Origin of the sequence: Bradyrhizobium sp. AS23.2 (assembly GCF_001908185.1) — a bacterium.
In the GTDB taxonomy this organism is placed as follows: domain Bacteria; phylum Pseudomonadota; class Alphaproteobacteria; order Rhizobiales; family Xanthobacteraceae; genus Bradyrhizobium.
Genome location: NZ_LGHM01000248.1, coordinates 1 through 13,092 on the forward strand (window position 1 = coordinate 1; position 13,092 = coordinate 13,092).

Below are 13,092 nucleotides of genomic sequence, written 5' to 3' on the forward strand. Positions count from 1 at the left end.
TGTCTTCCGAAAACGGTCGCGTCATCCATGCTGGCCTCCGTTCGCCAGCATGGAGTTTGAATCAGAAATTGCCCCATCTGGGAATCCAGATTCCGCTAAAAGACAACATGCTCTAGCGGCGCAAGCTCGCCCAGACACCGCCCAGGATAAGCAGGCCCCCGAGGAAATGGATCGGCTTCGGCGGCTCGCCTAGGATCACGAACGACAACAGAGCGCTCGCAATCGGCCCCGATATTGAGCACCAGCGAGGTCCGCACCGAGCCAAACTTGCCGCCGAGCCAGGCAAAGCCGGCATAGGCGAGCAGGCCGGGTACGATCCCGGCAAAGACATAGGCCGAAAGCGCCTTGGTGCTGAAAACCAGTGCAGGCATGGTCCACATCTCCATGATCGCGAGCGGTAGCGAGAACAAAGCGCCCGCGGCCGAGAACATGCTGATGCGTGCAAGCACGGGATGCCTCGGCGCGGCGCGGGATTGCAACAGCGTGTAGCCTGACCAGCCGAACATCGCGATCACGACCAGGCCGTCGCCCGACGCGGTCTGCAGCTCGATCAGCGTCTCCGGATGGCCGCCGGAGATGATGAGCCGCGCGCCGGCCAGCGCGAGCGCCGTGCCGAGCCATTGCAGCGGACCGATATGCTCCATGCCGAGCACGGCAGAAATCAGCAGCACCGTGATCGGCGACAGCGCCATGATCAACGCGATGTGGATCGCCGTCGTCGACACCCCACGGCATAGACAGGACCGCCGCAGAGGAACATGCCCATGAAGCCCGCGGCGAGGATCGGCCAGATGTTCCTGCCGAGCGGCACGCGGCCAGCGCGAACTTCCGCAAGCGCGATCGGCGCAAGCCCGATGGCGACGATGCTCCAGCGGAAGAAGGCAAGCGCGAAGGGCGGGACCGAGCCGGCAAGCGTTGGGCTGGAGGATGCGCTGCTGGGCGCAACGGCGACCAATCTCAGGCTGGTCGAAGACGCCGTGCAGATGGTGTGCATGCACCGCGGCGAACCGGCCACGGTCGCCGAGGTCAGGCAGGCCCTCGCCGGCGGCTAACAGTTTTCGGCCGGGCCATCGCGAACGCGATGCCCGGCCGTTTCAGCTACTTCTTCGTGATGTTCCAATACACCGGCACGGCGGCCTTCACGATGCCATCGACATTGCCGCGCACGGCCCGCACCAGATAGAGCTGCGCCGCCGGCCAATAAGGCACGTAATCGACGGCCCGGAGCTGGAGGTCGGTGGCGATCTTCTTTTTCTGCTCGGGGGCGGTTGCCAGCGCAAATTCGTTGCGCAGCTTCTCAATCTGCTCGTCGCAAGGCCAGCCGAACCAGGCCTTGTCGCAATTGGCGCGCAGGCCGAGGTGTCCGACCGGCTCGAACATGTCCGCGCCCGTCGGCCCCGACATGAACAGCGACCAGCCGCCCTTGTCGACCGTTTCCTTCGACGCCCGGCGCCCAACCAGCGTGCCCCAGTCCATCGCCTGCGGGTCGACCTTGAGGCCGATCTGCCGCATCAGCTGCTCGGCGACGAGGCTGAACGTGTTGGTCGGGCCGCTTTCGGTGGCATGCAGCACCACGACCGGCGTGCCGTCATAGCCGCTCTCGGCGATCAGCTTCTTGGCCTTCTCGATATCCGGCTTCACCCAACCGTCGGCAGTGAAGTAAGGTGACGAGCACATGTAGAAGCTCGGGCAGTTTTTGTAGAGCTTTGGATCGCTGACATAGGCGCGAGCGAACTTCTCCTGGTCGATCATGTAGCTGATCGCCTGCCGAACCTTCTGGTTATTGAACGGCGGCACCGAGGTGTTCATGCGGAACACCATCTGCATGCCAAGCGTGTCCTGCGGCATGGTCTTGATGTCGGCATTGCCGGCGAGGGTTGGCAAAAAGTCCGGCGGCACTTCCTCGAAAATGTCGATCTCACCAGCCTGCAGCGCGTTGAGCGCTGTCTGCGCGTCCGGAATGTAATGCCATTCGACCCGATCGACCTTGGCGAGCTTGCTGCCGGCAAGCCCGCTCGCCGGCTCCTGGCGCGGCTTGTAGCTGGGGTTTTTGACGTAGACGACCTTGGAGCCCGGGACCCACTCGTCCTTCTTCATGATGAAGGGACCGGAGCCGGTCGCATCCGTGATGGCGGTGTCGGCCGGCGTCGCTGCGATCGCCTTCGGCATGATGAACGGCACGTTGGAGCTCGGCTTGGACAGCGCTTCGATCACCAGGCCCCAGGGACGCTTGAGCTTCAGCTCGAAAGTCTTGTCATCCTTGACCGTCAGGCTGTCGCTGACGGAGGCGAGCTGCTGGCCAAGGCCATCGCGCTGCCACCAGCGCTTCAGCGAAACTACCGCATCTTCTGCGGTCACGGGCTGGCCGTTGCTGAACGTCAGGCCGCCGCGCAGCGTGAAAGTATAGGTGAGCTGATCGCTGCTGACCGTGAACGCTTCGAGCATCTGCGGCTGCGCGACCAGCTTCTCGTCGAGCGAGAACAGCGTGTCGTAGACCATATAGCCGTGGTTGCGGACCATGTAGTCGGACGTGATGACGGGATCGATTTGCTTGAGATCGCCAAAGGGGCGGATCTTCAGCACCGTCTCGGCAAGGGCTGACGACATCGTGCCCAGCAAGCCCGCCGTGACCATGACGGCAAGCAATCTGTTCGGCCGCTTCATTCTTGGTACTCCTCCCAATTTACTGTTTTTAGGTGACGGCGTTGGTGGCCGCCGCACCTGGACGCGGAGCGCCGAAGCGTGGCAGCGATTGCGCGTGATGGCAGGCGACGGCATGGCCGGGCGTGATCTCGGTCATCGCCGGCGTCTCCTGCGCGCAGAGATCCGTGGCGAACGGACAGCGCGTCCGGAAGCGACAGCCGGACGGCAGCGCGGCGGCGCTCGGCACTTCGCCTTCGAGAGCGGCGCGGCGGCGCCGGTTGCGCGGATGAATCGCGGGGACGGAATCGATCAGTGCGCGCGTATAGGGATGCGCCGGTGCGGCGAACACGGCCTCCGCTGGTCCCTGCTCGACGATGGCGCCGAGATACATCACTGCGACGTCGTCGGCGAGGTAACGCACCACGGCGAGATCGTGCGAGATGAAGAGATAGGAGATCCCGATCTCACGCTGCACGTCCTTCAGCAGATTGAGGATCTGCGAGCGGATCGACACGTCGAGGGCCGCGACCGCCTCGTCGGCAACTATCAGCGCGGGATCGGCCGCAAGTGCTCGCGCGATGCCGAGGCGCTGCCGCTGCCCACCCGACAAATGGTGCGGCAGGCGCGCGTGGAAATGCTGGGGCAGACCGACCTGGTCGAACAGGCGCGCGACCTTGCGCCGCCGCGACACGGCATCACCGATGCCGAAATTCTGCAAGGGCTCTTCGACGATCTCTGCCGCCGTCATGCGCGAGTTGAGACAGGCGAACGGATCCTGGAACACCATCTGCACCTGCTGGCGTTTCTTTCGCAGCGTCTCACCGGAGAGATTGCCGAAGTCCACGCCGTTGATGCGGACGGAGCCCGCCGTCGGCTTCAACAGGCGCACCACCATGCGGCCGATCGTGGTCTTGCCGCAGCCGCTTTCGCCGACGAGACAGAAGGTGCGTCCACGCGCGACCGCGAAACTGACGTTGTCGACCGCGCGTAGCTCGCGCCGGCCGAACAGGCCGAACGGCCCCTTCTGCGAGGTGAAGATTTGGGTCAGGCCGGAGACTTCGAGCACGGCGCTCATGCGAGCACCTCCGCCCCGGCCTTGCCGAGCCAGCAAGCAGCCTGGTGCTCCCCTGCGCCCGACAACAAAGGCATTTCCGACTGACAGATCGGCATGGCGACGCCGCAGCGCTGGCGGAAAGCGCAGCCGGTGCCGAGCGAGGCCGGGCTTGGCACGCTTCCAGGAATCTCGGCGAGACGATCTCGCGTACCGCTGTTGAGCTGCCCGATGGCGCCGAGCAGGCCACGCGTATAGGGATGGGCCGCCGCATCGAAGATGTCGTTGACGCCCGCCTGCTCGACGATGCCGCCGGCATAGAGCACAACGACCCGGTCGGCCATTTCCGCGACGACACCGAGATCGTGCGTGATCAGCAGAACCGACGTGCCGAACTCGTGGCGAAGATCGTCGATCAGGGTCAGGACTTGCGCCTGGATGGTGACGTCGAGCGCAGTGGTCGGCTCGTCCGCGATCAGCAACGCCGGGCGCAGGGCGAGCGCCATCGCGATCATGACCCGCTGCCGCATGCCGCCGGAGAGCTGATGCGGGAACTCCGACGCGCGCCGCCGCGCATCCGGAATGCGGACGAGATCGAGGAGTTGGATCGCTTGCCGCCGTGCCTCCGCCTCGGACACGCCGCGGTGCTCGACGATCACCTCGGCGATCTGCTCGCCGACCCGCAACAGCGGATTGAGCGACGTCATCGGCTCCTGGAACACCATGGCGAGGCGATCGCCACGGAGCTTGCGCATCTCCTCAGTACCGAGCCTGACGAGATCGCGCCCTTCGAAGAGAATGCGGCCGGAGGTGACTTGCATGACGTTGCGGTTGAGCAGGCCGATGATGGAGAGCGCGGTCAGGCTCTTGCCGCAGCCGCTCTCCCCTACGAGGCACAACGTTTCGCCCGGATCGATCGCGAAGGAGACGTTGCGAACGAGCGGTACGGCAGCGCCTCGCGCGCTGAGCGCGATCGAGAGGTTCTCGACGGAGAGCAGCGGAGCACTCATCGTACCTCGCCTCCTCCAAGGCTCGGATCGAGTAGGTCACGCAAGCCGTCGCCGAGCAGGTTGGCGGCGAGTACGGTGGCTGCGAGCATCAAAGCCGGAAAGCCGAGGATCCACGGCGCGATCTGGAGGAACTGGCGGCCCTCCGACATCATGTTGCCCCAGCTCGGCACATCAGGCGGCGTGCCCGCGCCGAGAAAGGAGAGGATCGATTCCAGGATCATCGCGGAGGCAAAGACGTAGGTCGATTGCACCATGATCGGCCCTGCGGCACCGGGCAGGATGTGACGGCGCAGGATGGTCGTGGTGCGTCCACCGCAGGTGACGGCGGCCTCGACATAGACGCGTTCGCGCAAGGTGAGGACGCTGGCGCGCACCACGCGCGCCATGCGGGGAATTTCCGGCAGGCTGATCGCCGCAACGATCACGATCGGCGAAGCGCCGATCAAGGCGACGAGCGCGATCGCAAGCAGGATCGCGGGAATGGCCATGACCGCGTCCATCGCGCGCATCACGACCTTGTCGACGCTGCGGAAATAGCCGGCGACAACACCGACGGTCACGCCGACCAGCGTGGTGAGAATGGCAACGGCGATACCGACCGACAGCGAGACGCGCGTTCCCCACAGCGCGCGGGCGAAGACGGAACGGCCGACCTGGTCGGTGCCGAAGGGCTGCACCAGCGACGGCGGCTCCAGCCGGCTCAGGGGATCGAGCGCGGCCGGATCCGGCGTGATCCACGGGCTCACAACGGCCAAAGCGCCAAAGGCGAGCAGCAGGGCACAGCTCGCGGCCAACATCGGTTGGCGAAGCGGCAGGCTTGCGATCCGCGCAAACCTGTTGACGCGGATGTCCGTCGTATCAAGCCCGTCTGCCGCAGTGGTGATCGTCATCGGCTCGTCCCGCATCAGTACCGGATCCGCGGATCGACGACGGCGTAGAGAATGTCGACCACGAGATTGACCACGACGTAGACGAAGGCGAACAGCAGGATCAGCACCTGCACCACCGGATAGTCGCGCCGCAGGATCGAGTCCGCCGTCAGCCGTCCGAGCCCGGGAATGGAGAACACCGTTTCGGTGACGACGACGCCGCCGAGCAGCGCTGCGAATCCGATACCGACAACCGTGATGATCGGCACCGCGGCGTTGCTGAGCACGTGCCGCGCGATGATCTTGCGGGTGGACAGCCCCTTGGCATGGGCGGTGCGGACATAGTCCTCGCGCAGCACCTCCAGCACGGCGGCGCGGGTCACCCGCGCGATCAGCGCGATGTAGAGGAAGGACAGCGAGATCGCGGGCAGCACCAGCGAATGCAGCGAGGCCAGCACGCCCTGCGACAGCGGCTTGTAGCCCTGAACCGGAAACCAGTGCAGGCCGAGCGCCAGCGTATAGACGAACGCGAAGGCCACGACGAAGACCGGCAGGGAGAACCCGAGCACGGCGCCCGACATGGTCAGACGCGCAACGATCCCCCTCGGACGATAGGCGGCGACGAGGCCAAGCGGCACGGCAACGACGACTGCGATCGTGATGGTCATCAGCGAGAGAAGCAGTGTCGGCTCGATGCGCTGCGCGACGAGCTGCGAGACGGGGATGCGGCTGAACAGCGACAGGCCGAAATCGCCGCTCAGCATGCGCCCAGCCCAAGCGAGAAAACGCGGCAGCAGCGGCAGATTGAGTCCGAGCGCCTGGCGCACCGCCTCCACCTGCTGCGGCGAGGCGAGGTCGCCGGCAATCAGCACCGCGGGATCGCCGGGCACCAGGCTCAGCAGCAGGAAGACAAACACCGCGACCGCGAGCAGCACAGGAATGGCCGCGAACAGCCGGCCCAGCACATAGCCGGTCATGCCGCCCCCTCCGCTCCCCGGATGCGCTCCGGCGATCGCCGGATGCAACGCCCGCCCCGCACCATTGCCTGCCTCATTAAGTTAATCGTTTTTCTAAGTAAGCACGGACCTTTATCATGCGCAATAGCAAGGACGTGGCGGCAATATTCCGACTTGCCTGCGACAAATCGCGACGATAAAGAAAACGATTAACAGGAGAAGCTCAATGTCCGGAGGGCCGTTGCCCACCATCCATGAGGTCGCGCGGCTGGCCGGCGTTTCCGTCGCCACCGTGTCGAAGACGCTCAACCGGTCGGGCAAGGTCAGCGCGCTCCTGCAGGAGCGCGTCAACGCAGCCGCTCAAAAGCTCGGCTATGCGCCGCATGCGAGCGCGCGCAGCCTGCGCAGCGGCGCCACCCGCATCCTCGGCCTGCTCGTGGCCGATCTCGCCAATCCCTATTTTCTCAAGCTCGTCGAAAGCATCGAGCGGTTGTCGAGCGCCGCCGGCTATTCGGTCATCCTCTGCAACAGCGCCGAAGACCCCGAGCGCGAGGAACGGCATCTCGCCATGCTGCTGTCGCAGCGCGCCGACGGCGCCATCGTCATTCCGACGCGGCGCGGCTGGAGCGGTCGCCAGGCGGCGCTCGCGAACCTGCCGATGCCCGGCATCCTGGTCGACCGGCGGATTGAAGGCCTCGACCTCGATTCCGTCACGACCGACAATGTCGCGCTGGGACGACTCGCGGCCGAGCATCTCGACGATCTCGGCCATCGCCGCATCGCCGTGATCATGGGCTCGCCCGAGCATCAGATCGCGCGCCACCGTCTCGACGGATTCAGGAGCGGTCTGGCCGCGCGCGGTATCACGCTCGACGAACGGCTGATCGAGAAGGACAATTTTTCAGAGGCCGCAGGCCACGCCGCCGCGCTTCGGCTGCTCGCGCATGCAGAACGGCCGACCGCGATCTTCGCGACCAACAATCATCTCGCGCTCGGGCTGCTGCGCGCCATCACCGAGCGGAACGTCTCCATACCGGACGAGCTCTCGATCATCGCCGTCGACGAACTGCCATGGGCCGGGCTGGTGCGGCCGGGCATGACCGTCGTGACGCAGCCGTCCGAGGCGATCGCCGAGACCACGGTTTCAACGTTGCTATCGCGCATCACCGAAGGCCGGTCCGGCCCCAGTGAGGACGAGACCAAATCGATCCAGCTCCAGCCTGCGCTCGTGGTGCGCGGCTCGACCGCGGCGATCCGGACATGAACATGAGTGATGCGTCGGGCCTCGCGCCTTCCAACGGCATACTTGCGCTTTCCGCCGTCGAAGCCATCGCCGAAATTCGCAAAGGCCATCTGTCGCCGCTCGAGGTCGTCGATGCCGCGATCGGCCGGATCGAGGCGACGGATGCGGGAATCAATGCGATTCCGGTTCGCTGCTTCGAGGCCGCGCGCGGCGAAGCGGGGCGGCTGATGGAGAAAAAGGCCGCTGGCGAGGACTGGCCGCTGCTCTGCGGCCTCCCGCTCGCAGTCAAGGACAACACGGATGTCTTGGGCGTGCCGACCAGTGGAGGCAGCGCGCTGACGGCAGGCCGCGTGCCCGAGGTTTCGAACCCGACCATCGACCGCCTGCAGCGCAATGGCGCCATCGTTGTCGGCAAGAGCAATCTGTCGGAGCTCGGCGGCGCGAACACGACCAATGCGCTGTTCGGCGCGACGCGCAATCCGTTCTTCCCGGCGCTGACATCGGGCGGCTCCTCCGGCGGCTCGGCGGCGGCGCTCGCCGCGCGTCAGGTCTTTCTCGGTCACGGCAACGATGTCGGCGGCAGCCTGCGTACGCCGGCAGCGTTCTGCGGCGTGGCAGGTCTCAGGCCGACGCCAGGTCTCGTGCCACGCAAACCGCTCTCCGATCCCTTCGACACGGTCTTCGTAGAAGGGCCGATGGCCCGGACGATTCCGGATCTTGCCTTGATGCTCGATGCGATGAGCGGCTTCCACGCGCCTGACCTGTTGTCGCGCGAGCAGCCTGCATCGTTCCAGGACGCAGCCGCGCGGCCGAGCTGGGCGGGACGGATCGCGGTCTCCTGGGATCTCGGCCTGTTGCCGGTTGATCAAGGCATCCGTGCCGGCTTCCGCGGCGCGATCGATCGGCTTCAGCGCGCCGGCTGCGCGATGAGCGAGACCGCGCCTGGCATCGCCGGGCTGCCGGGTGTCATCCGCGCGCTCCGCGGCCTCGCTTATCTCGCGACCTGGGGCAGGCTCTGGCCGCAATCGCGCGACCACTTCACGCCCGAGGTCGCCGGCGACATCGCCCATGGCGAAAGCCTGTCCGCAAGGGAGATCGCATCCGCGATGGAGCAGCGGGCGGCGATCTACCGGCGCATGCAGGGCTTCTTTAGCGAGTTCGACATCCTGATCTGCCCGACCACGCAGGTCGCGCCGTTCCCCGTCGAGATCATGTGGCCGGCCGAGATCGACGGCACACAATGCGAGAGCTACATCGACTGGATCATGATCACCTATGTCTGGTCGATCCTCGGCTGCCCCGCACTCGCGGTGCCCGCCGGCCGCGACCGGGCCGGCATGCCGGTCTCGCTGCAGATCGTCGGCCCGCCACAGAGCGAGAAGCGTCTGATCTCCTTCGCCGCCCGCGTCGAGCAGGCGCTTTCCGGGCAGTCCTGAGGCTCCGAAGCACCGCGGAACCTTAAATCTTTCACGCGCCCGTCGGTTGAATTCGGAGGCCCGGGGTCTTATCCCTTGGCCGCATGGACACCCAGATTATCACCGCCGAAAAACCCCTGATGGCCCAGGCGCGGCCCCGCAAGCCGGCGCCGTTCCTCCCCATGAGCCGCGACGAGATGAATGCGCTCGGCTGGGACGCCTGTGACATCGTGCTGGTGACGGGCGATGCCTATGTCGACCATCCGAGTTTCGGCATGGCGATCATAGGGCGGCTGCTCGAGGCGCAAGGCTTTCGGGTCGGCATCATCTCGCAGCCCGACTGGCATTCGGCCGAACCGTTCAAGGCGTTGGGCAAGCCACGCGTATTCTTCGGCGTCACCGGCGGCAATATGGATTCGATGGTGAATCGCTACACCGCGGACCGGCGCCTCCGCCATGACGATGCCTATACGGCGGGCGGCGAAGGCGGCAAGCGGCCGGACCGCTGCACCATCGTCTACGCCCAGCGCTGCCGCGAGGCGTTCAAGGACGTGCCGATCGTGCTCGGCGGCATCGAGGCCTCGCTGCGCCGGATCGCGCATTACGACTACTGGTCGGACAAGGTTCGCCGCTCGGTGCTGGCCGACGCCAAGGCGGACCTGCTGCTCTACGGCAATGCCGAGCGCGCCGTCGTCGAAGTGGCGAACCGGCTCGCCGCCGGCGAAGCACCACGCGAACTCGACGATATCAGGGGCGTCGCGCTGTTCCGCCGCGTCCCCGAGGACTATTCCGAGCTGCACGCCGACGATCTCGATTCCGCAGACGAGGGCGCATCGCGGAAGCCGGGCGCGACGGTGATCCGGCTGCCTGGCCTGGAACAGGTCGAGCAGGACCGCGAGGCGTATGCAAGGGCCTCGCGCGTGCTGCACCGGGAGAGCAATCCCGGCAATGCGCGGCCGCTGGTGCAGCGTCACGGCGATCGCGATCTCTGGCTGAACCCGCCGCCGATCCCGCTCACCACCGAAGAGATGGACGCGGTCTACGACCTGCCCTATGCGCGCGCCCCGCATCCCTCCTATGGCGAAGCCAAGATCCCCGCATGGGAGATGATCAAATTCTCGGTGACGATCATGCGCGGCTGCTTCGGCGGCTGCACCTTCTGCTCGATCACCGAGCACGAAGGCCGCATCATCCAGAACCGCTCGGAGGGCTCGATTCTGCGCGAGATCGAGAAGATCCGCGACAAGACGCCGGGCTTCACCGGCGTGATCTCCGACATTGGCGGTCCCACCGCCAACATGTACCGGATGGCGTGCAAGGACCCGAAGGTCGAGGCCGCGTGCCGGCGTCCGTCCTGCGTCTTCCCCGAGATCTGCCCGAACCTCAACACCTCGCATGACGATTTGATCCGGCTCTATCGCAAGGTGCGCGAGACCAAGGGCATCAAGAAGGTGATGGTCGCCTCGGGCGTGCGCTATGACCTTGCGGTGGAGAGCCCCGAATACATCAAGGAGCTCGTCACCCATCACGTCGGCGGATACTTGAAGATCGCGCCTGAACATACCGAGCGCGGTCCGCTCGACAAGATGATGAAGCCGGGCATCGGCGCCTATAACCGCTTCAAGCGGATGTTCGATGCAGCGGCCGAGCAGGCCGGCAAGAAGTACTATTTGATCCCCTACTTCATCGCGGCGCATCCGGGCACGACCGACGAGGACATGATGAACCTCGCGCTCTGGCTCAAGAAGAACCGTTACCGCGCCGACCAGGTGCAGACCTTCCTGCCTTCGCCGATGGCGACCGCGACCGCGATGTACCACACCGGCGTCAACCCCTTACGCGGCGTGCGGCACGGCGGCAGCGACAAGGTCGAGGCGATCAAGGGCCTGCGCCAGCGCCGCCTGCACAAGGCGTTCCTGCGCTACCACGACCCCGACAACTGGCCGGTGCTGCGCGATGCGCTGAGGGAGATGGGCCGCACTGATCTGATCGGCTCCCGCCCCGACCAGTTAGTCCCAGCGCACCAGCCCCCCGGCACCGGCAAGGCCGCCGGCACAAAGCGTCCCGTGCGTCCGGGCGGCAAGACGCAGCGCTTCACGACCAAGGGCGTGCGGTTGATGAAGTAGCGGCAAGAGCCGGACGAAATCCGGCTCGGCCTGACGCTTTCGGACCCCAAAACAAAAATGTCGAAAACAACCCCATGCACAGTAGCCGGCGATTGTCGGCGCGATGCCTTGTGGCCTTCGCAAGGCCATTGAGGCGTCGACTGAATTCAGCAAAACGGCGCAATAAGGGAGAGCCCTTCATTAGGGCGCGGACTCATAAGCGTGCAGCCATATTCACGCGCGGAACGCCGCGCGGCTTGTTCGGCAGGAATGGCTCGATGGCCGTCCATTCATAGTTGGTGAGTTCGTAGCGCATGGTTCGAGGCTCCAGTTTGGGACTTGAATCACAGGCCGGGCGGCATCATCAACCCGCCACGCCCGTTGTGACAGATGCCAATACCCTGATTTCAACTTCCGCTTTCGGGGGCACAACCGAAATGGCGGGATATGGTGGTGGCCGCCTCCGGTCGAAAATGACCCGGAACGGACTTCAGCGGTTAGTCTCAACCTCGGCAGTGTCCCGTCCAAACCGCATTGAGCGCCAATACGAAGACCGTGGCCCCGCAGCCCAATGACCAGGTAGCAGCGACGGCTATCGGTCCAATGGTCGGGCGATACGGAAACCCGGCGGCGTTGCCGACGAGAGCGACGACGACCAGCATCGAGACGGAGGCGTTGGCATCCAGCGCGTGCTCGGCAGCGAGCCCGCCGTAACAGCGGCGCGCCGCATTGGATAGGTCGCCCCGAAGCAGAGCAGCACCGCTGCAATGATCGCGCTCGAGACGCGCCAAACCGTCGTCTCGGTCAGGCCGCAAAGTGCCAACAATGGAGGCAACATGCAGAACGCCGCCGACAAAAGCCCGGATTCCATGTATAATCGCGTCAGAACAAGGTGGAAGCCCGATATACCTTTGCCAGTCGTTTGGCGCAGAACGATGACGATTGCGCAGAATCCGGCAAACGTCATTGCCAGTGTTGCAAGCGTGTACGGATATGCGGATCCGGGCAATTCCATCGTTTTTACTCCCGTCTGATGAGTACGTTGCGACCACAACGAACAGACCGCTGGATGGGGAGAACGGAGCGACGAGCCATGCACGCCATGAAAGCCTACTTGCCTTCGCTTGCGCGCTTGCTGATGTCTGGCCTTTTCATCTGGGACGGCATCTTCCAGCTGCGCGATCCGAGCGGGACGGCGAAGTATTTTGCGACCGTCCACGTACCAATTCCCGATGTGGCGGTTTGGATTTCCATCGTTTTCCATCTTCTCGCTGGATTGGCCATCCTGGTAGGTTTCAAGATTCGGTGGGCGGCTGCAGCGCTCGTCGTTTTCTGCCTAGGCACCGGCTTTGGTGTTCACCTGGCGGCCGGGGACTTCAACAACATGATCCATTTCTATAAGAACCTGGTGATGGCAGGCGGCTTCCTTTACGTAATGACCTACGGCGCGGGCGCCATGAGCATCGACGGTGTGGACGAAGCGTAGTTTGCATTCACTTCAAAACTAAGATTCGATGTCCGCTGATGGCCCTTCGCGACATATTGCGGTGCCACGCCGTTTCGGTCGCGAGTGGGACGAAGCGGACATCGGATGTCGGTCATGATCGGTGGGGTTCGTCGCGAATGACCCTGGCTGTGTAAAAACGCGAAGCATCGAAACACGACTAGAATTGCATTCTTCAGTTGGTCGTCTAAGTTGAAGGCGCTTGCGCGGCTTTCGCGCTGAATTGGTCTTGGACGAATAACTTCTTCTATCGCGCTCAAGTGTCTTGGCGTTTTCACACAGCCAAGACCCAAAGC

12 protein-coding genes and 1 pseudogene are annotated in these 13,092 nt (G+C 64.7%); 5 read left to right on the forward strand and 8 right to left on the reverse strand.

Annotation, left to right across the window (positions count from 1 at the left end; translation table 11 throughout):
* Positions 1-95: 95 nt before the first annotated feature.
* Entirely contained in the window at positions 96-725 is a 630-nt protein-coding gene (locus AC630_RS39225; RefSeq protein WP_074123707.1) for a DMT family transporter, read from the reverse strand.
* 39 nt (positions 726-764) lie between these two features.
* On the opposite strand from AC630_RS39225, the gene AC630_RS44830 reads away from it, so the two are divergent.
* A complete protein-coding gene (locus AC630_RS44830; RefSeq protein ID WP_074123708.1) occupies positions 765-1,052 on the forward strand; it encodes a 3-keto-5-aminohexanoate cleavage protein in 288 nt (95 codons plus the stop codon).
* 46 nt (positions 1,053-1,098) lie between these two features.
* Here AC630_RS44830 and AC630_RS39235 read toward each other — a convergent pair whose 3' ends face one another.
* From AC630_RS39235 to AC630_RS39255, 5 genes are read right to left on the reverse strand one after another with little or no spacing between them, the layout of a single operon-like run.
* Positions 1,099-2,664 (reverse strand): ABC transporter substrate-binding protein, encoded by a 1,566-nt coding sequence (locus tag AC630_RS39235; RefSeq protein WP_074123709.1) that lies wholly within the window; start codon positions 2,662-2,664, stop codon positions 1,099-1,101.
* Positions 2,665-2,692: 28 nt separating this feature from the next.
* Entirely contained in the window at positions 2,693-3,718 is a 1,026-nt protein-coding gene (locus AC630_RS39240; protein ID WP_074123710.1) for an ABC transporter ATP-binding protein, read from the reverse strand.
* A complete protein-coding gene (locus AC630_RS39245) occupies positions 3,715-4,704 on the reverse strand; it encodes an ABC transporter ATP-binding protein (RefSeq protein WP_074123711.1) in 990 nt (329 codons plus the stop codon). The genes AC630_RS39240 and AC630_RS39245 overlap by 4 nt, the downstream gene beginning before the upstream one ends.
* A complete protein-coding gene (locus AC630_RS39250; protein WP_083636572.1) occupies positions 4,701-5,594 on the reverse strand; it encodes an ABC transporter permease in 894 nt (297 codons plus the stop codon). The genes AC630_RS39245 and AC630_RS39250 overlap by 4 nt, the downstream gene beginning before the upstream one ends.
* A 14-nt stretch (positions 5,595-5,608) precedes the next feature.
* Positions 5,609-6,550 (reverse strand): ABC transporter permease, encoded by a 942-nt coding sequence (locus tag AC630_RS39255; protein WP_074123712.1) that lies wholly within the window; start codon positions 6,548-6,550, stop codon positions 5,609-5,611.
* A 205-nt stretch (positions 6,551-6,755) separates the two neighbouring features.
* Between AC630_RS39255 and AC630_RS39260 the strand changes: the two genes are divergently transcribed.
* From AC630_RS39260 to AC630_RS39270, 3 genes are all read left to right on the forward strand, one after another.
* A complete protein-coding gene (locus AC630_RS39260; protein ID WP_083636566.1) occupies positions 6,756-7,793 on the forward strand; it encodes a LacI family DNA-binding transcriptional regulator in 1,038 nt (345 codons plus the stop codon).
* 2 nt (positions 7,794-7,795) lie between these two features.
* Positions 7,796-9,208: an amidase gene (locus tag AC630_RS39265; protein ID WP_074123719.1), complete on the forward strand. Its 1,413-nt coding sequence runs from the start codon at positions 7,796-7,798 to the stop codon at positions 9,206-9,208.
* Between the two features lie 83 nt (positions 9,209-9,291).
* Entirely contained in the window at positions 9,292-11,313 is a 2,022-nt protein-coding gene (locus AC630_RS39270) for a YgiQ family radical SAM protein (protein ID WP_074123713.1), read from the forward strand.
* Positions 11,314-11,524: 211 nt separating this feature from the next.
* Here AC630_RS39270 and AC630_RS44835 read toward each other — a convergent pair.
* Both AC630_RS44835 and AC630_RS46490 read right to left on the reverse strand, forming a co-directional pair.
* Positions 11,525-11,608: pseudogene (locus tag AC630_RS44835) on the reverse strand (IS5/IS1182 family transposase); the annotation flags it as partial.
* A 276-nt stretch (positions 11,609-11,884) separates the two neighbouring features.
* On the reverse strand, positions 11,885-12,307 hold the full coding sequence (locus AC630_RS46490; protein ID WP_208867109.1) for a hypothetical protein: 423 nt from the start codon (positions 12,305-12,307) through the stop codon (positions 11,885-11,887).
* Positions 12,308-12,385: 78 nt separating this feature from the next.
* Here AC630_RS46490 and AC630_RS39290 point away from each other — a divergent pair, with 78 nt between their 5' ends.
* The gene (locus AC630_RS39290; protein ID WP_074123716.1) at positions 12,386-12,778 is read left to right on the forward strand and encodes a DoxX family protein; all 393 of its coding nucleotides are present in this window, start codon (positions 12,386-12,388) and stop codon (positions 12,776-12,778) included.
* The last annotated feature ends 314 nt before the right edge of the window (positions 12,779-13,092 follow it).